Raw genomic sequence first — 20,015 nt, forward strand, 5'->3', positions numbered from 1 at the left:
CTCCTTTCTGCTCCTCACTTACACAACCTGCAGAGCGCCTCCGTTGATGGTCACGGCCGGCCCCGTCATCATGATGGTGGCGCCCTGTCCGTTGCTGATGGTGATTCCCGTGTCATTCACCGCAATCATTGCGCCTGTCGTTGTCTTCAGCAGGATGCCGCCGGTCGGTCCCGGAACATCGCTCACCACCAGCGTGTTCTGTCCTGTGGTCTGGATCACCAGTTGCTGCAAACCCGGCGGCGCTGCAAGTGCAAGCGCTGGTATCTCGGCAGAGCTGCCCCAGAAGCCTCCAACCCAGATCGGATAATCCGGGTCCCCACCTTCAAACTCGACCCACACACCGGATTGCACCGCCGGCAGCACGAACATGCCGCTTTGAATGCCTGCAAAGGGAAAGCAAGGCATCGCCCAGGTTGACGGCAACAGCCCTCCCACGGCGGCCACCTGTACCATGAGCCGTCCCATCTGCATGGGGTCTACGTTGACCAGCACCGTGCCACGATATTTTCCGTAATACTTCGCCAAGCGGCTCTCCTTTGATCAGTAAGGCAATGCCGGAACCAGCGGGATGTTTGAAATCAGTGCATTCCGCTTGAGTGTGAAGCTCTGCTTGTACTGCCCCGGCTGAATGGTGTGCGTCGTGCTTTCCACGTAATGCAGCCCATCAAACGCAAGGCCTGCACCGCGCACGCCCACAAGCGACCGCGCTCTCAGAATCCATCCATACCGCTGCACATCCAGCGTTCCGTCGCCGGTCACAACGTCGCTCGTCTCCACGGCCTTGGCCCATAGCCGCATCAGCGTCTGTGCCACGGGCTTATTCGAGACGTCGTCCAGCGGCTCAATCTTTTGCGGCACGGGAATCACCAGTCCCAAAGGCGGACTGAACGGTGTTACAGCCGGGATCGGCACCGGAATGATTGCCTTCGTCAACGGATCCTGTATGTACGCCAACGGCATCACGGACTCCTGCGTCTGGTAGCGGAAGTTGAGCGACTCCACGTTGGTCCAGCTGTCCATGTTTGCGTTCAACGCCGGCTGCGGTATGCCGATGCGCACGCTCGGCCCCCAATAGGCGGTGCTTGTTCCGGGCAACAGGCCCGGCTCAACATAGAAGACGTATCCCACCTCCTCCGCAAGCTTACGGATGTAAGCAAGGTCGGTGCCCTCTTGTGTCGGGATCTTTTCTACGGGTACTTCCACGTCCGGTGCGGGCACCGGGATGACCATCGGAACGATGCCGAAGACGGCGTACTTCGCAAGGATGGTGAGAACACGCAGATCCGGCGTCATGCCTGGATAGGGCACGCCATTCATCTTCACAAGATCCATCACGGCAGAGAGATCCTGTCCTGTCAGGACTAACTTCGAACTGCCGTGCATGGCATCGGGCGCAATCTCGTGGTGCTGAATTACACCGTCCATGACAACCTGCGGTATGCCCCCGAAGGTAACCATCAGGATCACTCGCAGCATGGGAATCGGGCCGCCTGCAGCAAGGAGAAAGAGGGTCTGCAGGATTGAATTATTCGCCAAGGTGAACGTCAGTTGGAAGCCGCTGCGATCCGATGAGTTCGTGATCTCCACGGATGTCAGCGCATCGGTCACAGGCTTCGGCACGGGCACCGCGATCACGGGTCCGGCAAGCAGTGTCAGGTAGAGTCCGTTAGCCATTGCGGGACCCCGGTGGAAGATTCGAGGCCAGCGGAATCCTGATAGCGATTCCCGGCTCCTCGGTGAGGGCCTCTGCATCGGTCGCGGCATTTGCGTCGGCAATCATCCAGAACAGCAACGGATCGCCTAGAAACTTTGCCGCCAGGTTATCCAGCCGGTCCCCCTGCTGCACCGTGTAAGTGCGCGTCGAAGAGTACACCGCGATCTGCGGGAGAATGCGTCGTGAGAGGTAGCGAACAGCAACGCCGTCGGGGCCCACGTACTCCTGCGTCGCGGCGCCGTAGTACCGGCTGGAAGGGTTCGTTGGCGCGCCGGTGCCGGCGGCGGATTGAATCATCGATGCGAGTGCGCTATCCATCTCTTCCACTCCTCTCTTCAGGCTCTGCGTGCCATTGCTTCCTTGCCCATCTGGTATGCCATGTACACCGCTCCCACGGGCGACAGGAAGCCAGCGTCACTGACGCTCAATACGCGCAGATCGAGCGCTATCTTTGCGCGAATCGGATTCAACTGTGCGTCAAATGCCTCTTCCGTAATTTCAAAGCCCGTGATGCGCACCGGCGTCACACGGTTCGTGCCCCATGCCAGCAGCGTCAGCGGAGAAGACATGGGCAGAATCTCGATGGTTCCGATGAGCGAGAGGATTTCGTTCACGATCATCTCTGTGCTGCTCGGATAGAGCAGCGTCTCCAGCAACGCCATCTGCGGCTGCAGGCCAACGCTGGTGGCCGTGGCATCGCCCGCCTCAAGACTGTCGGTGGCATCCAGTTCCACCGTTAGACGGATGGTCTCAACCGGTGGCCCCTTCAATCGGAGCAGTTCACTACGATCTGGCTCCTCGCCCGGTGTTTGCGGCTTCAGCGAGCGTGTGATGGTTTCGGGGTTGTACTGCAGCGCGATCCGGCCCATGGGTATGCCCGTATTCGGCTCCAGCAATACCAGCGCGCCCTTGACCAAGCGAGGAGAGATATTAGGCACGCGTCACCTCCTCGCGTCTTTGATCAGTCGTCTTCAATGCCCGCAGCAGACCCGCAGCGACCTGCCGTGCCGCGTCTTCCACCGTTGCACCGGCCGAGAGCGCTGGGATGGCAAGACGGTTCAGGTGGAGGTTACCGCCATGCGTAAGCCCCTGCCCCTGCTGCATGCCCTGCGTCATGGCCTTCTGCAAAGCCAAGTGAAAGCGCTCGCCAGCATCCGCTCCAAAGCCGCGCAGCGACAATCGACCAATCTGCAGCCTTACCTGCGGTGCCGCGGCTCCGTGCCCTGCACCCGCTGCCGGCATCGACTTCCCCGGAATTGGTCTCATATCCACCCCCCGGTCTCGGATGGCGTAAGGATCTTGTCCATCTTGGTGTACTCCGTGCGAACGCCTGCAGCGATGTGGCTCATGCGAACCGGCAGTTCGTCGTTCGCTGCCATGTACGCAGCGTGCATGGCGATGTTGCGGATGACCGCGCCTGAGACATGCAAGTGCGCCAGTTGTTCTGGCTTCAGCCCCTCGGTGGGTGTCGCCGATGGGAAGACGCGCGACCACATCTGCCGGCGTGACGCCTCGTCTGGAAATGGAAACTGCACGATGAAGCGAATCCTTCGCAGGAAGGCTGGGTCCAACGCCCGCTGCATGTTTGTCGTCAAGATAGCGATGCCGCTGTACGACTCCATGCGCTGCAGAAGGTAGCTGACCTCAAGATTCGCGTATCGGTCATGGCTGTCTTTCACTTCGCTGCGCTTGCCAAAGAGCGCATCTGCCTCGTCGAACAACAGCAACGCGCCGCTTTGCTCCGCAGCATCAAAGACCCGCTTCAGGTTTTTCTCGGTTTCACCGATGTACTTGCTCACAATGGCAGCAAGATCAATCTGGTAAAGATCCAACCCAAGTTCGCCCGCAAGAATCTCCGCAGCCATCGTCTTGCCCGTGCCGCTGGGCCCGGCAAAGAGTGCGGTCAGGCCCGTGCCGCGCGCATAGCGTGAGGAGAATCCCCAATCCTGGTTCACTCGCCGACGATGACGCACGTGCATCATCAGCTCCCGGAGCGTCTCCTTCTGTGATTCAGGCAGCTCCATGTCTTCCCAACGAGCACGCGGGTCGATCCGCTGCGCCAACCCTTCAAGCGGTCGCCGTGCATGATCCCGGCAGCTTTGCAGGAGTGCATCGGCAAGCGTTCCGTCATCCTCCGCCGACTGTCTCGAGGACACATCCAAAGCAGCCAAGCGGATCGTTCCTTCGTCGAACCGGAAGGCATCGACCAGGCGATCCAGTTGACCGTTCAGCGATGCACCGGGCGCTCCCAGGCTCTCAAGCCACAGGTGCTTGCGGTCCTCCGGACCCGGCTGCGCCATGCGGACCGGCAGGCCCTCAACGTGCTCCATCGCACTACCTGCCTCCGCAAGCACTGCGAGTGGGACCTGCACGGAGCGGACCCATGCAACGGCTGCGGCAGTCACCTCTGCACTGTCGGCTGCAGAGGTTTCCAGCAGCAGCGCTGCACCGGTCAGTACCGCTTCGCGAGTCCAATGACGAGCGGCAATCTCGCGCTCTATCGTGGCCGTGGGCAGGTCCGCCGCGCGAAGCTGGAATGGCAGGAGGTCCGTTTCACCACAAGCCTCACCGAAGATCCGCCTTGCCGCGGAAGGATCACTTCCCAACAGCACCACCGGCTTCGCCGGACGTCGTGAGTCTCTCTGCCAGTGAGCGGCGATTCTCCGGGCGTCTTCCCCCAAGCCATTGAACTCTGCCGCAGCAAGCGGACGCACCAGCCATTCCAGCACTGCATCCAGCGACGGCACACCCAGCAAGTATTGGAGGATGCGCTCATCGAGTTTCAAGGGTGCCTGTAGCAAGCTTTGCGATGGTCCTTCTTCCACTAAACGCCAGTACCGCAGCGGATGCAGCCGGCTCAATGCGCTCCAGTGCGCACCATCGATCTGAGTCATGGCCATTGCAAACGTGGGCCATGATGCCCGATCGTCACCATTCGCGATCGCACACGCCTGCAGGAACCTTGTCTCGAGCGCAGCTCCTGTACAGAGCAGCAACAGGTCACGCTCAAAGTCACTCAGGCCAAATTGCGTGACCACGCGATCCAGCGGACGCCGGCTGACACTCGACGGAGTTCCCTCGGTGGCGACAGCTTCCGGCTGCTCGCCACCGACCATCGCGTAGACGCGATCCAGTTCGTCAGCAAGCGTCATCGTCTGTAGCGACTCACTCATGCCGTCACCTTCAACTGCGGGAAGAACTGTCCAAGCGTGGGACTACCCGGCGTTCCATCCACCACGAGCAGACTCTGTGCACCATCCACCTCGACGCGTAGTGGTGACTTGAAGGGTCCCCATGTCGCGGGGATGGGAAACACCAGTGCCGTTGCGGACTCCGGCGCTGTCGGGGGACGGGCCGGGATCTCGAGGGAGAGGCTCCCTGCAAACAATCGGACCCGTTGTCCGCGCCCCACGGCTGGCTGAACGTTCACGGTCAGGTTCGTTCCCTTTGCCACGGTGATTACAGACGCCGGCGTTATGGGCGACACGTCCGTGAGGGTTGGCGCGAGCATGAAGACGGCGCTGCCCGACTCAAACGCGCGATGCGGATCAGCCGCAGTGCCGAACTGTACCGAGCGCACGATGCGGACGGGGACGGCTCCAGCTCGCACCGAAGTTGGCAGAACAACCCGAACGGTCGTCGCCTGAACCGTGGAAGGACTGGTTGGAGTCGCGCCAGCGAAGGAGACCGCAGTATCGGCGGGCGTATCGCCCAGGAAGTTGCGGCCCGTGATCGTGAGTGTGTCGCCTGTGAAGGCAGTGGCGGGAGCGATGGCATCGATCGTCGGAATGTCCGCCGGCAGCACAGCAAGGTTGCGTTTCTGCACTGGCAGATTCGACCGCACGGGCTGCGTATCGCGAATGAGCACCACGGATACCTGGTAGGAAGTGGTTGGCCGGTAGTGCGTTGAGAACGCCATCCACAACCGCGAGATTTCTTCGTTCGAGAGCGCCTCTGGTGTGATCTTGAGTTGTTCGAACTGGCTTGCGAGAGAGGTCTTGCTGACGAGCTTGGCCTCTTCTGTTGCGGCGCCCAGCGCTGCCAACGCATCCGAAATCGTGTCCCGCGAGATCATCGGATTGTTGTGGAAGACCTCCATGGCCCAGCCCAACAGGATCTCCGGGTCATATTGCGTGGCGCCGTACGCCGAGACAAGATAGTGCAGGTTTAAAGCCAGCGGAGGGTTCGTCAGCAGCCCACCGGAAACATCGCGGCTGGGAAGCTCCGCGTTGCGGTAACCCGTGTTGAGGCTGGCGTAGTACATAAACAAATTGATCCTTGGCTGCTCGTCCGGTCCCGTCGGAATCAGATCTGGCGGGTTCGCACTGATGGAAGTGGGCGACGTAAGCAGCGTGCCCGGCCCACCATCGGTAAGTGCCGACAGCAACAACGAGCGAAGGACCGCACTCACTCCACTGATCGCCAAGTATCCGTTCATCTGCGTGCACTCCTGGCGAGGAAGTCACTCAGAGAGACCCGTGGACGGAAGGGCGGCGTGCGTGGACGATCCGGCGCACGAACCGCGGCCTGCACTTCGATGTGGTCGATCGAAATCTCAAGGATGGGCTGAGTTGGAATACGCGCAGGCTCCGCTGGAGAAACTTCACTCGGCGCGGCCGACGTCTGTTGCGATGTCTCGGTGCTCGTCGATCTCTTCGCGTCGGGCACGAACAGCACCGTATGCGCCACCGGAGAACCGTGCTGTGTCTCTTCGCGCGCGAACGGCTCCGTGTCGTGCTCTGGGTTCCCGCGCTGCTCAGCAGGTTTGTGTTTCAATTCGGTCTCGCGGAAGTCAGGATCCTCTGGATTGGGAACCGCTACTGCCCGATCCACGCTATGCAACGGCGCTGATTGCAGCTTGATCTCTTCTCGCAACACCTGCGATCTGGATGGCGCATCCGAGGTCGTCGTTTGCACCATTGTCGCCCGCGTCCTCGGCATCTCGACCGATGCAGGGGAAGGAACCGCCATGGCCCGCGATGTCTCTGCGTCCTGCATTACTTCGGCGGGAAGGTTCGTTGCTGCGGCCAGCCGCAGCGCGGCTCGCGAGGGTCGCAGTGGCTCAAGACCGCCACCTGGAACGGCCGCACGTTGCAAAACGCGATGCAGGAGACCACTCATGCCGTCGCCCCCGCGCCCACAATGTGTTTCAGGTAAGCCTCGCGGCGGACTTCGCTCATCCTGAGGATGGAACGTTCACCCCAGCCATAAGCGCGGGCAATCTCATGCACATCGCCCAGCAACACAGAAACGCGATGCCGTATCGCCAGCCAGACAAAATGTGCTGGATCAAAGTCCACGCGATTCAACTCGCCGCACTCTGCGCACTCCAGCGTGCATGACATCTCCGCGTCGGCATTGCGGGCGGCAACGGCGGTTTGAAGCGCCGCTAGAGCTGACTCGCTCACGCTGGACTCGTCGAAGGCGCCCCTTGGGTCGGATCCGCCGGCGATGCACGATAGCAAGAGGATTCGCTCTCTGTCAGCCACGGCCTCTGCCTGTAAGGCGTGCAATACCATCCGGGTGGTGATCTCGAGTACACGAACCGCATCCTTTTCTCCTACCGCTATCTCGTCCTCTTCGGCACGGTCCGGAAGCACGCTGAGCAGGCCTTCGACTTCGCTGCGGAACTCCATTGCGGCGCTGCAGCGCATGCAGGTTGAGAAACCCTGAAGTTCTGGTCCGAAGGTGGAGGCGTACAGCTGCAGTAGCAACCGGTTGCGTCGCACCAGGGAAACATCCTCCAGCGCCTCTGCACTGGTCCCAGGCATGGCATGTGATAGCAGCCAAAGCGGACGCCGTACCGGGTCAGACGCAGCGGCGTCCTCCCATGCCAGCAGCAGTCGTTCTCCTTCCAATGAACGCATCAAGGTTCCCCGCCCCGCGACGATGCGCGGGGCAAATCCTGCGTGACTCTCGTAATAAGGTGAGGCGGCAACAGCGCCGCATCACGACCGCTTCCTCATTCGGCTGCGCTAATCAGGCGCGCGTGGAAGCGAAGCTGGGCTCCGTAGGCTCAGTGACGGACGTGTCCCGTTCCCATCCTTCGTTCTCAAGCTTCAAGTGCTGGATCGCGACCGCGTTTGCATTCGCATCGAGGTCGGGCAGTGCCTGATACTCCGACACCCAGGCTCGATAGATCTTGTAGCTGATCGCGAGTTGGCCGGCTTCGTTATAGAGGTCGAGGATGACGTCTTTGCGGAAGTCCTTCAAAGACACTTCGGCACCAAGCCCCGCCTGCAACTGCCACACCTTTGCAGCCCACGCCTCAAAGTCAGGGTCATGCGTAACGCCGCGCTCTAGTGTGATCGCGTCATACTCGGTGCGTCCCGGCGACTTGCGACTGGTACTGGCATCGCCACCTTCACGATGCTTTACCACTTCCGTCGTGCGCTTCAAGGCTGAGACCTTGCTTAGACCTGCTACATAGCGACCATCCCACTTCAAGCGGAACTTGAAGTTCTTGTACGGATCGAACCGCTGCGCATTGACTACAAATTCCGCCATGGCCTTTTCCTTTCGTTACGACACCGACTGACTGCTGATCTGCTGGATCTGGATCACGACAAATTCGGCGGGCTTGAGGGGAGCAAAACCAACCAGTATGTTCACTACGCCCGAATCGATGTCGGTCTGCGTGGTGGTGGTGCTGTCGCACTTCACGAAGTACGCCTCCTGCGGTGTCTTACCCTGGAATGCGCCACGGCGAAACAAGGTATTCAGAAAGCCTTCGACATTCAAACGGATAGACGCCCACAGGGGCTCGTCATTCGGCTCGAAGACAACCCACTGTGTTCCGCGGAAGAGGCTCTCTTCCAGAAACAACGCAAGCCTTCGCACCGGTACATACTTCCATTCGTTCGCACGGGCATCTGCGCCCAATGTCGTCCGCGCACCCCACAGGACCGAGCCATATACCGGGAAATTACGGAAACAATTCAAACCCAGTGGATTGAGAGAGCCATTCTCCGCATCGCTCAGTTTGTATGCCATGCTCTGCACGCCGATCAGTTGTGCATCGATGCCGGCAGGCGCCTTCCACACACCACGCGAAGCATCGGTGCGAGCATAGACGCCCGACGCAACACCCGACGGCGCGAAGGTGCGCAGCTGAAAGTCATTCAGGGGATCGGGAAGTCGCAGACGTGGAAAGAATGCGGCCGCATTGCGATCCTGAACATTCAGTTGGGTCGAAACCCAGTCCACCGCTGCAGCGGGTGTGTTTACATTCGGTGGAGGGTCGATCAACAGGAACGCGCGCCGCTCATCACAAAGCGCAATGGCTGCACTGTAGATTGCATTGGTATCAATGTTCGAATCCAAGGACGCCGGGTCGCCTGGATTTGCGCGTGTCGCATCCGGAATACTCAGAAGATTGAACAGGTCTACCTTCTCCAGCGCGTAGATACCCGTGAAGTCTGACTGACTCCCGATGAGATCGCCCGTCTGCGGCAGACCCGTACCATCACCACCTGCGACCGACGCCGTCTGCGAACCAAAGACATGCGCCGTCCCGAGCGAGTACTGCGCCACGTTTGCAGTCGTGCCCAGGCCAAGCAGCGCAGACGCATCATTCAAGCCGCCGGTTGGCGTGCCCAGCGTAATCACCGCATCCGGATTTTGAGGCAACGTCACCACCACTCGAAGACCGCTACCGCTCCCTGACTTTGTAACGGTCACGCGCGCCGCACTACCGGGCAGCTTCGACTGCAACGTTGTATTTAGCGCGCGAGCCAGTGCCTGCGCTACTCCCGGCAGACTCTGCGGTATCGTGTTGCCATCCGCGAAGACCGTGATGTTCAGCGGCAACGGGGCGAGCGTCGCTGGACTGCTCACCCCCAGACTCAGGGCGTAGTTCCCGTTGGCAACTGGCTGAAGGATCTTACCGACTGCGGTCGGGTTGTCATTCCCAGTGAAAGGAGGCGCGAGCGTCACCGCACCGGTCGCGGAGTCCAGCTTGGATACGGCATAGACCCCGTTTGTAGCGTCTCCATCAAAGGAGAGGAACTGCCCCACACGCAGCGCCTGCAGGTTCAACGGATTTGAAGCCGTGGCCGTCGCACCGTCCTTCACAACCGCGAAGGTTCCAGTTACAGGTAGCTTCTTCGCGGCACTTCCCAGAATGCCAGCCGCGGTAATCGCACTGCCTGTGAGGCCGGTGCGCGCCGGGGCTACCGTCGGCGCGGGACTATGGACCGATACCTTCACCAACTGCGATCCGGAGTCAGGATCATTTACGACATTGGGCGCAAAATCCTTGCGGACCGGGTCAAGAGACAGGCCAGAAAATGTCTCCACGGTACCGTCAATCAGGTTCGTGATGGTCAGATTGAAGCCGGTTGGCACAGCGGTCTGATCGACACTGTCATAGTTCACATCTGCAATCAGGTTTCCGTTCGCCCAGGTTCCACTACTCAGCGCAGTAAGCGTGATTCCCTCAAATACCGCGGTCGCGTCCGTCGCGCCGTGTTTCGGCACGCGAACGACATACGCCTCGCTTCCACCGTTCTGAAAAAACTGCTGCACTGCATAACTGAGTTCGCTGTCCGAAGCGAAACCACCGAAGGTCCTCTCGAAATCCGCAAAGCTGTAGAGGTGCTCCGCGCGGTTGTCGATGCCGCTCTTCGTGTATCCCACAAATGCCGTTACAGACGTCGCTACCGACGCAATTGTATGTACCGGAGACTCTAACTCCTGGATATAAACACCGGGATACGTATACGCTCCCATGGGAATCGCCTTTCCGCAGCGAAGCTGCAGCACGTTATGCGGCGTGATGTAAGAACGATAGGGGTAACTACACTCGGCGATCGAAACAGGGGTGTTTCGAAGGTGATTCCTTTTACGCCCGCCGATCCTGCCGGTCAAGATTATTTTTGTGAATTATCGATTTAGGGAAAAGGCGCGACAGATAGCGCAAAACAAGTAAATCTTGCGTTTATGCGGGATGGGCTCTCCTACACGCACCTTTGATACCTGTCGCCTATCAACTACATCACTTTGCGATAACTGCGACTTTCACAGACCGTCCGCATGATCATGTCAGCTTAGTGTGGGGTCGATAACTCAGATTTGCTGGTAACTTCATGAACGATGCTGACTTTAGTCCGCAAGTGCCTAATATTTTGTTGTCAAACCCGATGCTTCGTGGAAAATGTTCACTCGCGTCATGTGAAACGGTGCGGCCCCGGACGATGAGCTGCTGGTAGATTTTCGCTTCCCACCACCAGCGGGCATCCGCGCCCTAAGAAATCAACTGAGCGGTTGACAAAATCCGCAGGCGCCGTAAACGATGCGGAATGACAACTGACCGCTCAACATTGCGCGTGTATTCGGACCTATGACCGGGAAGTCGCGACGAGAGGTGACGTTTGAACGTTTACGTTACACAATGGCCCGGACGGAAAAATGGCCTTGCAAAACGCGTCACGGGGTGGGTCCCGTCCTATGCAGCGAGCGGGATTGGCGCCTTCGAGCTTCCGCCTCTCGCACAGACACAATTTGGTCCAACCTCGTCTTCGCTTGGGTACGATCCGATCTGCGATTACAACGTGGGGCAGTTTCCTGGCGAACCGACACGCATCGGTACAGGTGCGGAGATCCAGGCTTGTTCGCGGGCCTGCCACAAGCGGGGATTGCGTCTGACGGCAGATTGGCCGATACATCAATACGGTGGACGTCCCCCGTACGTCGAGCGCGGCTCCAACGGCAAGCCAGATCGCAAGCTCTTCTTCAAGGCAGCCGGGCTATTCGGTGGACCTCGCGACCGTCTCTTTGATCCGGAGATTGTGCCGGACGACGGGACCCGGGTTAACTACCAGACGTCAAAGCCTGCTGGCTACATGCTGAAGCAAAAGCAGCTTTCTGGCAGGTGGCTGGATGCGCGACTGGGGCTCGATGGCTTCCGGGAAGACGAAGCCAAGAGCGAGTCCATTGCCACATCCAGGGCACTGAATGCGGCGCGTCCCGGCATGAATGTGGCGGAAGTCTACACGGGAGACATGAACGAACTGGACGCCTTCTGGAGGCAGGTCGGCATCCCCGTGATCGACTTCCCGTATCACTATGCCTGCCGTGACGTCTCCAATGGAGCCGGCTTCGGGCGACTGGTCGACAGCGCTTACGCCGACCGTAATCCGGAGGGCGCTTATCGCTATGTGGAGAGCCTCGACACGGACGGCCCGGGCGGCGTGGTGAACAACAAGCTATGGTTTTACCTGCATGGCATGACGACCCCCTGCAAAGGCTTTCGCATTTACGCCGGAGACTTCGAAGGCTACGGCCTCGGCAAGTGGATCTTGAACTATGCCTGGATTAGTTCCCTCGCTCTGGGACCGCTCCTCTACCAGCATGTCGAAGATGACATCCTGTGCTGGTCGCGGGATGGCAATGGTGGGCCGTTTGGACGAACGGCGGGGTTGATCTGCGGCATTTCAAAAGACCCGGTTAACACTCGTTGGATCTGGGTGAACACGCCCTTTGGACCGAACAAGCAATTACACAACTACGCCACAAGTGGTGGTCCAGATGTATGGACAAATGCCGATGGATGGGCCAACCTGCCTTTCGGACCGAACGTATTCGGCAGTGCCCAAAACGGTTTTGCGTATTCGCTCGCGGGGCATCAAGGACGAATCAGACTGCCTGCACTTCCTGATCACATCAACGGATCGCTGACCGATTTCAGCATGTAGGGAGCAGAGACATGAAGATCGCCTCATTATTATTATGCGCAACCATCAGCGCGTCGGCACAGAACGTTCTCACGAAGAGTTATGACGTTGCGCGCACAAGCGAGAACCGCAGCGAAACAATCCTCACTCCGGCGAAGGTCGCCCAGGGAATGACCATGCTGCCGCGCATCCCCTGTATCGGCGATGCGCGCGGCTGTGAAGCGCAACCACTGATCGACGGGAACGTGATGATCCTTGCCAGTGACGCCAATGTTATCCGCGGCGTCAACCCAATCGGTGGCGCGGCCATCTGGCAAACGCCGCAGCTCTGCGCGCCGGTGAGGTCAATTCCAGGTAACGACATGTGGCGAGTGCAAACAAACTTCGGAATGCTCTCCACCGGGGTGATCGATGCGGACACTCACAAGCTGTACCAGGACGCGACATGCTCTTCCGACGGGTCAGGTTCCCAGCAATCCATGCAGCAAAAGATGTTTGTCCTTGATGACCGGTCCGGCACGGTGCTGGCAAGCACGATCCTTGACGCCACCAGTAACGGCCAACGCTACTCTGCGGCCCCACGCAAACAACGCTCGGCGCTGGCCCTCTGGTCGCGAAACGGGACTAAGTTCATCATTATTGCTGCGGGCTCTTTCACGGAAAGCGGCCCGGACGCAACGGGATGGATACTCGCCTTCGATACGTTTGATCTGAAGGTAAAGGCTGCACTTGCGACACGGGCAGGTATCTGGATGTCGTCCCAGGGTCCGGCCATCGACTCGGATGGATTCATCTACGCCGGTGCCGGTAACGGATCGTTCAACGGCACTACGGACTTCGGCGAAGCCAGCATGAAGCTGCAATTCGTTCCATCGACAGCAACGACAGCCGCGTCGTTGTCCGTAGTGGGCGCATGGGCGCCATTCTCTGATTCCTCGCGTGAGTGCGGGAACGTGCAACTCACCAATGCGAAGGTCCAGGTATCAGCCGTCACCGGAGCAACCCCCGGTGCGCAGATGCCCATGAACAGCGGCTGCAATAGCCAATGGACAGACCAAGATGCGCACCTCTCCGGGACCTTGGTCGAGCGGTTCCACCAGTACATCACTGCCGGAAAAGACGGCATCGGATATGTCGTCCCCACGCGGTCCTTTCCGCAGACGGCTCCAGCCGACTTCAAGAACCCAAAGGCGAATTGCGCGAAGGTAGCTCTCTACGAATTTGGTTGGGACCTTGGGATCGATCCCTGTCCCGTCAAGCTATCAACGCTGAATCAATTCTTCGGCGGGAAGACGAGGCACCAACACGCTCCAATCGCTCACTACACTGCGCCCGACGGGACGTTTTACCTATTAATGATGGCCGAGAACTCCCCTCTGCAAATGTGGCGGGCAGACACAGGCGGGATCTACCACTTCGTCGGACGCAGTGCTGAGGTCGCGTCGCCCCAGTCCACCGGCAATGGCGGCATGCCCGGAGGCTTCTGTTCCGTCTCAGACAGCAACGGCGCCAACGCCATCGCTTGGTGCTCCGTGCCAAACGGAGACGCGAACCGGACAGTGACAACGGGATTTCTCTATGGCTACGATCTCACCAAGTTGATTGCGGGCCAGCCCCCGCTGATCTTCAAGTCGGAACAGTACACCTACTCGAAATTCTCTCAGCCGATCGTCCACAACGGGACGGTAATTCTGGCGGACTACGCAGGCTCTGTCATGGAGTGGAAGCTGTCGGGTCAATAATGATTCAATGCTCGACTGACCGCTGGGATCATCGCCTTCCCACGCAACGATCGAGACGCGTTGATGTGGGTTTGAGTCTACTTGGGCGAGTGGAGTATTTTGGGGATAGACCGAGTGCCATCAAAGGCATCCAGATGGTCTGGCGCAAGCCACCTGATACCCGCAACTCGCAGATCCATCCAAGAGGTTTCATTGCAACGTAGCTCCCCTCGCCAGATTGCACTTCCATGGTCGCGCCGCCAATTTCTCAGCAGCGTTCCTGCCTGGGTTTTCATGAGCCGTGCGATGAAGGCTCAACCTTCTGCAGGCAGGGTCCTTCTCTGCTCCACAGCCAAAGCGGGTGGTGTCATTCAGTCCGCGACGTGGAACTCTGCAACCGGAGAGATCGGCACGCTGCATGAGTCAGCGAAGATCGTAAGTCCTGCGTTCATGGCATTCGATCGCACGGGAGGCGAAGACCGTGTCTATGTCGTCAGCGAAGCAAACGGCTCCAAGGCCATCGTGAGCGCGTTCGCCGCCGACCCAACAACCGGTGCTCTTCAGCTCATCAACACACAGTCCAGTGGCGGCGATGGACCAACCCACGTTGCGACCTCTCCAGACGGACGCATGCTGGCCCTTGCGAACTATTCCGGTGGCAGCATCACGACCTATCGGATCGATAGCCGCGGTGCCCTATCCACGCCGGTATCGCATATTCAGTACATGGGGCACGGCCCGAATCCCGACCGGCAGGAGAGCGCGCACGCGCATTCTGCGCGTTTCACTTCCGATAGCCGTTTCCTGCTCGTCAACAACTTCGGCTTGGACCAGATCTTGATCTACCGTGTAGATCCCCTCACCGCTGTACTAACGCCTCACTCCACCCCGGTGTGGGCGGCGAAGCCCGGCAGCGGTCCGCGCCACATCGCATTCCATCCCAACGGCCGCTGGATCTATTGCCTCAATGAACTCGACTCTACCGTTGAGATCCTGCAGTGGGATAGCAAAGCAGGGACCGTGACGTCCGCCGGACGGGTCTCGAGTCTTCCCAAGAACTTTCCGCCGGGTAAGGCTTTCTCAGGCGAGATCCAGGTGTCACCTGATGGACGTAATCTTTATATCGGCAATCGAGTCGCTTCGGACACAATGGCAGTCTTCCGCATCGAGAAGGCAGGCGGCGGACTGACCTTGATCCAACTTGCGAACAACGGCGGCAGGAACACGCGCCATTTCGCAATTGACCCAACTGGACGATGGTTGATCCTGTGCGAGATCGCTTCCAACACCGTTGTGATCCTTGAACGATCGGCGTCGACGGGCAGGCTCTCCGAGCCAGTGCATACCTATCCGTTGGAGAGCCCTATGTTCGTCGGCTTCCTGCCCAACTGAAGCAGCCACCGACTAACGCCGGAACGTGAGTGTCCCCCAACGATCGGGTATGTGCATGTTCACCGCGCCCTGTGGTGACCATACCCAATTCTCTTCGCGTGGATGCCCTTGCAGCCACTCCACTCGGCTGAAGTTCACACGCCATTGCGTCCCGTCCGTGGGCACAGTCACTTGCTGCCGTGTTGCGAACGCGTCCAGCGGCAAGGCAATTTCAAGCGTCCATCCCTTGTCCTTGTCGTCACTCTTGTTGAGGGTCCCCTGCACGGCAACTGCGGTCTTGATGCCTGTTGCCTCCCACGCACTATCAGCCTTACCACCTTCGAGATATGGCCGATTCAGGTACAGGTCCCACGTCGTGTTGAGTGCGTTTATCTCGTATTCGAAGTAGTCTTTTGCGGCGGGTACCGGCTTCAGGAAGAGCTCGAAATCGTTATCGTGGAAGATCACGGAATCGTGCGCCGTCAAGGTCCCGTGGACATCGGGCTCTTGCAGTTCCGCAGCGATATAGAGACGGTGGTCGTCCCACAGCATCTTCATGCGCGTGCGATACAGGGGACGCAGCTCTGGGTCGCCCGTGATGTCAACAAAGTCCGTCGTCCACGGCGCTTGCCGCCATGCGGCATCGTCAAGCTTCCCATCGATTACGGGTGGCGCGGCCACGTGATGGCATACATAGCTCAGTGGTGTTGTCACCTGCGAAGCAAGCGGCAGAGCGGTAGTTGCGGCGCATGCCATGAAGAAGATCACTCGGGTCAAGTCGTACCTCCAGATGATTGTTTATCGCAACGCCATGAAGTTTGTGGTCCAGGCGACCTTTAGGCGCATCTTCACGCGGGGCGCTAGGACATATGGCCTAGCCGCATTGCGGAATTTTGGGTTTTACTGACACCACGTTAAACCACCACGAAATCTGGATTAATTGCGGCACAGGCAACTCTCTGTCCCTCTGGTTTGTTCCATTTGAAGATTCCCCTCAGGAGACCAAGTTGATGAAACGTTCTTTACTTTGTTTGTCCGCGGTGCTTGTGTGTACAGGCCCAAGTGCTCTGAGTCAGACCATTACAGGCAGTATCAACGGTACGGTGACAGATGCCTCGGGTGCAGTGCTGCCCGGCGCAAAGGTCATTGCCACCAACGTTCAAACGAACGTTAGCAGCACCACCGAATCCACCAGCTCGGGCGTCTACAACCTCCGCTTTCTGCAGGTGGGCCAATACAAGGTAACGATTCAGGCCAATGGCTTTGCTCCCCAGACGCTGGGGCCGTTCGCGCTCGAAGCCGGACAGGACGCGAAGTTCGATGCAAAGCTGGGCGCAGAAGGCGGAACGCAGACGGTCAACGTGACAGAAGCGTTGGTTCCACTGCTCAACACGGAGAGCGCTGAACTCGGTTCCACGCTTGACTCGCACGCCATCGACAATATCCCGCTCCAGGGCCGTAACTTCTCATCCCTCACCATCTTTACGCCTGGCGCAGTTGCGACCGATCCCACCAGCTTCACGGGCACCAACGCCATTGAGCGCAGCACCGGTGGTGGCGGGCAGGTTTCCGTCAACGGCAACCGCCAGCAGTCCAACAACTTCCTGCTTGACGGTATCGAAATCAACGAGACCATCAACAACAGCATCGGCTTCAATCCAAGCCCGGACGCACTGGATCAGGTTCGTACGGTCAGCGCCAATGCGCAGGCTGAGTACGGCAATGTGAACGGCGGCGACGTAATCGCTCTGACCAAGAGCGGCACGAACCAGTTCCACGGCAGCGGTTTCTATTACGTCAACGACGACAGCTTCAACGCGAATACGTGGTCCAATAACCACAACACCACGCCGACTCCGAAGTCGAGCGCGACCAGCAACATCTTTGGCGGCACCTTCGGCGGCCCGATTCTTAAAGACAAGCTGTTCTTCTTTGCAGACTATTCCGGTAACCGGTATCACACAGGCGGTACATCGGCCGTGAATGTTGCCACGGCCAAGATGCGTGCAGGTGACTTCTCAGAGTTGCTGGATCCGACGCTTGTGAACAAGACGATCCAGCTCTACAACACGCAGGTGGCTGGCTCTCCCGCCTACGTTAATAATCGCCTGCCGGTGACAGCGCTCAACCCTGTCGCGCGCTACCTCTTCGCACACCCTGAGCTGTATCCTCTGCCCAACCAGGCAGCGCAGCCGGGAACCTTGACGAACGGCAACTATCGCGGCGTGACGAAGCAGCGCATCTATAACGATCAGTTCGATGTGAAGGTCGACTATCGTTACCACGATAAGGACACATTCTTTGTTCGCTACAGCCAGAGCACGGCGGGCGACACGAATACGGCACCCATCGCGCTTGCGTTCCCGACCGCTTCGACTTACCCGACAAAGGGCGTCGCCATCAACTATGTGCACACCTTCACGCCGACCATCCAAAACGAGCTCCGTGTGGGCTTCTTCCGGACGGCCTGGCATCAGGGTCTGCCGCAGGACACGACAGGTGTCTTTGGTCTTAACGGCAACAGCCTCCTCGGTATCAGTGGCGGCAACCAGGTCCCGGGCTTCTCGGCACAGAACATCACCTCGACTGGATCAAACCTCGCCTCCAGCAGCGGTGGTTCCGCGTTCGGTAACGCTGGTATTTACTCTGACAACATCATGAACAACTTCACCTATGGGGATAACCTCACGGTGCAGAAGGGTAGCCATGTTATCAAGATGGGCGCCCAGTTCATTCGCTACCAGCAGAACAGCCTCTACACCGGCAACGACGGCGCACAGGGCCAGATGACCTACAACGGTAACTACACCGCAGCGAATGGCTCCGCCGGCTTCGGCGTTGCCGACTTCTATCTGGACCGTGCTGCAACGGCTGGCCGGGGAACGCTCGCCGGTCATACCGGTCAGCGCCAGTGGCGCGACGCTGTCTTCGCTCAGGACGACTGGAAGGTCTCTTCTACCTTCACGCTGAACCTGGGCGTGCGCTGGGAGTACGACCAGCCAATCTACGAAGTCAACAACAAGCAGGCGAATCTGAACCTCCAGACGGGCGCCATTCAGTTGGCTGGCGTGAACGGCAACAGCCGCGCACTGTACAACCCGGTGTGGACCAACTTCATGCCGCGCGTTGGCTTCTCCTGGAACCCCCAGCCCCGCCTGGTATTGCGTGGCGGTTTCGGATCCACAACCTACATGGAAGGCAGCGGCGCCAACCTGCGTCTGAACATCAACCCACCGTTCCAGAGCTCGGTGAGCTACACCGGTTCGGCTCCGTCGGGCACCAGCCTTGGCAGCTACACCACGGCTGAAAATGCCTTTGCGCAGAACACCGCAACCTGCGCCTATTCGACGAATCCAGCGTGCGGCCAGCTCTTCCGTGCCTGGGATCCGAACCTGAAGCCTTCCACAGTGAACGAGTACAGCCTCACCTCGGAGTACCAGCTGAGCAATACCAGTTCGGTCCAGATTGGCTACGTGGGTGAGTACGGTTACCACCTCATCCAGGCAGTCAACGCGAACCAGCCCTACCAGCCTTGCCTCTCCAACGGCGCGGTGCTCGCGGTCAATGACCCTGCCTGCTTTGCAGTCAACAAGACGCCCTACTACCAGGTTGTCGGTCAGTCCGGTCGCGTGGCGCTTACTGCGTCGCAATCCATGATGAACTACAACGCACTGCAGGCGAGCTTCCGCCAGCGCCTGAAGGGCGGCCTGCAATTCACGGCGAACTACGCCTACGGCAAGTCAATGACGAACAGCATCGGTTTTTTCGGTGTGTCGGGCGTTCAGACCAACAGCGCGTATGCGGAAGATCCGCGTAACAACACCATCGAGTACGGCCCGGCAGGAACGGACGTACGCCACAACATCAACTTCACCATGACCTACGACCTGCCGGTCGGCCGCGGTCGGATGCTGGGCGGAAACATGCCACGCATCGCGGATGAAGTCGTTGGCGGCTGGAAGCTTGCTGTCTCTGGCTTTGTCTACTCGGGCTTCCCGACGACGATCACCAGCAGCAACATTAACTCGGGCGTGAACTCATTCCAGCAGCGCATGGTCAAGTTGCGTCCGTTGCATATCGTTAACCGTTCTGTCGGTCACTGGTTTGGCACCGATCCTTCGGCAACGTCCTGCACTACACCCGGCGTTGACAATGGTGTTTGCGCCTACGGCCTGCCGGCCAACGGTGTCGTTAGCCAGCAGCGTCCGGGAACCGAACGCACGCCCGGCTACCAGCAGTACGACGCTTCCCTGTTCAAGGACTTCAACATCACCGAGCGCCAGCACATCAGCTTGCGCGCGGATGGTACGAACGTCTTTAACATCGCAAGCTATGGCAACCCGGACAGCACCGCTCAGGATGCCAGCTTCGGCAACATCACGAACACCCGCTCTGGACCGCGTCAGCTACAGATCTCGGCCAAGTACGTGTTTTAACAAGCAAGCGAGCGGCGGTGTGGGAGACTCTCCATGCCGCCGCAAGCTTTGATGAGCGCAGGAAGTCCCTGCGCTGATCAAAGCTCACAACACAGAAACG

Annotated in this window: 16 protein-coding genes; 4 read left to right on the top strand and 12 right to left on the bottom strand. The window is 59.1% G+C overall.

Annotated features, from left to right (window positions below; genetic code table 11):
• Nucleotides 1–18: 18 nt before the first annotated feature.
• The 11 genes from BLW03_RS00900 to BLW03_RS00950 all read right to left on the bottom strand — a co-directional run bounded on the left by BLW03_RS00900 (nucleotide 19) and on the right by BLW03_RS00950 (nucleotide 10,444).
• Nucleotides 19–525: a phage baseplate assembly protein V gene (locus tag BLW03_RS00900; RefSeq protein WP_170834911.1), complete on the bottom strand. Its 507-nt coding sequence runs from the start codon at nucleotides 523–525 to the stop codon at nucleotides 19–21.
• A gap of 15 nt (nucleotides 526–540) precedes the next feature.
• Nucleotides 541–1,674, bottom strand: coding sequence for a hypothetical protein (locus BLW03_RS00905; protein ID WP_074651925.1), 1,134 nt, complete (start codon nucleotides 1,672–1,674; stop codon nucleotides 541–543).
• Nucleotides 1,667–2,032, bottom strand: coding sequence for a LysM peptidoglycan-binding domain-containing protein (locus tag BLW03_RS00910; RefSeq protein ID WP_074655682.1), 366 nt, complete (start codon nucleotides 2,030–2,032; stop codon nucleotides 1,667–1,669). Before BLW03_RS00910 ends, BLW03_RS00905 begins: the two co-directional genes overlap by 8 nt.
• A gap of 17 nt (nucleotides 2,033–2,049) precedes the next feature.
• Nucleotides 2,050–2,652: a hypothetical protein gene (locus BLW03_RS00915; RefSeq protein ID WP_074651926.1), complete on the bottom strand. Its 603-nt coding sequence runs from the start codon at nucleotides 2,650–2,652 to the stop codon at nucleotides 2,050–2,052.
• Complete coding sequence (locus tag BLW03_RS00920; protein WP_212733102.1) at nucleotides 2,645–2,980, bottom strand: hypothetical protein; 336 nt, start codon at nucleotides 2,978–2,980, stop codon at nucleotides 2,645–2,647. The genes BLW03_RS00915 and BLW03_RS00920 overlap by 8 nt, the downstream gene beginning before the upstream one ends.
• Complete coding sequence (locus tag BLW03_RS00925; protein WP_074651928.1) at nucleotides 2,977–4,887, bottom strand: ATP-binding protein; 1,911 nt, start codon at nucleotides 4,885–4,887, stop codon at nucleotides 2,977–2,979. Before BLW03_RS00925 ends, BLW03_RS00920 begins: the two co-directional genes overlap by 4 nt.
• Nucleotides 4,884–6,152: a Pvc16 family protein gene (locus BLW03_RS00930; RefSeq protein WP_074651929.1), complete on the bottom strand. Its 1,269-nt coding sequence runs from the start codon at nucleotides 6,150–6,152 to the stop codon at nucleotides 4,884–4,886. Before BLW03_RS00930 ends, BLW03_RS00925 begins: the two co-directional genes overlap by 4 nt.
• Entirely contained in the window at nucleotides 6,149–6,835 is a 687-nt protein-coding gene (locus BLW03_RS00935; protein ID WP_074651930.1) for a hypothetical protein, read from the bottom strand. The genes BLW03_RS00930 and BLW03_RS00935 overlap by 4 nt, the downstream gene beginning before the upstream one ends.
• Entirely contained in the window at nucleotides 6,832–7,581 is a 750-nt protein-coding gene (locus BLW03_RS00940; RefSeq protein WP_074651931.1) for a hypothetical protein, read from the bottom strand. The genes BLW03_RS00935 and BLW03_RS00940 overlap by 4 nt, the downstream gene beginning before the upstream one ends.
• A gap of 112 nt (nucleotides 7,582–7,693) precedes the next feature.
• Nucleotides 7,694–8,221 carry a phage tail protein gene (locus BLW03_RS00945; RefSeq protein ID WP_074651932.1) on the bottom strand — a complete coding sequence of 176 codons (528 nt, stop codon included), beginning with the start codon at nucleotides 8,219–8,221 and terminating at the stop codon, nucleotides 7,694–7,696.
• Between the two features lie 15 nt (nucleotides 8,222–8,236).
• Nucleotides 8,237–10,444, bottom strand: coding sequence for a phage tail sheath family protein (locus BLW03_RS00950; protein WP_170834912.1), 2,208 nt, complete (start codon nucleotides 10,442–10,444; stop codon nucleotides 8,237–8,239).
• An 821-nt stretch (nucleotides 10,445–11,265) separates the two neighbouring features.
• Between BLW03_RS00950 and BLW03_RS00955 the strand changes: the two genes are divergently transcribed.
• The 3 genes from BLW03_RS00955 to BLW03_RS00965 all read left to right on the top strand — a co-directional run bounded on the left by BLW03_RS00955 (nucleotide 11,266) and on the right by BLW03_RS00965 (nucleotide 15,500).
• Complete coding sequence (locus tag BLW03_RS00955; RefSeq protein ID WP_212733103.1) at nucleotides 11,266–12,408, top strand: alpha-amylase family protein; 1,143 nt, start codon at nucleotides 11,266–11,268, stop codon at nucleotides 12,406–12,408.
• A gap of 11 nt (nucleotides 12,409–12,419) precedes the next feature.
• Complete coding sequence (locus BLW03_RS00960; RefSeq protein ID WP_074651935.1) at nucleotides 12,420–14,129, top strand: hypothetical protein; 1,710 nt, start codon at nucleotides 12,420–12,422, stop codon at nucleotides 14,127–14,129.
• Between the two features lie 285 nt (nucleotides 14,130–14,414).
• The gene (locus tag BLW03_RS00965) at nucleotides 14,415–15,500 is read left to right on the top strand and encodes a lactonase family protein (RefSeq protein ID WP_244501905.1); all 1,086 of its coding nucleotides are present in this window, start codon (nucleotides 14,415–14,417) and stop codon (nucleotides 15,498–15,500) included.
• A 12-nt stretch (nucleotides 15,501–15,512) separates the two neighbouring features.
• On the opposite strand, the gene BLW03_RS00970 is transcribed toward BLW03_RS00965, so the two are convergent.
• Nucleotides 15,513–16,247, bottom strand: a complete 735-nt coding sequence (locus tag BLW03_RS00970) for a carbohydrate-binding family 9-like protein (RefSeq protein ID WP_244502178.1) — start codon at nucleotides 16,245–16,247, stop codon at nucleotides 15,513–15,515.
• Between the two features lie 242 nt (nucleotides 16,248–16,489).
• Between BLW03_RS00970 and BLW03_RS00975 the strand changes: the two genes are divergently transcribed.
• Complete coding sequence (locus BLW03_RS00975; RefSeq protein ID WP_074651938.1) at nucleotides 16,490–19,915, top strand: TonB-dependent receptor; 3,426 nt, start codon at nucleotides 16,490–16,492, stop codon at nucleotides 19,913–19,915.
• Nucleotides 19,916–20,015: the final 100 nt, after the last annotated feature.

It is taken from the genome of Terriglobus roseus, from assembly GCF_900105625.1.
GTDB lineage: Bacteria > Acidobacteriota > Terriglobia > Terriglobales > Acidobacteriaceae > Terriglobus > Terriglobus roseus_B.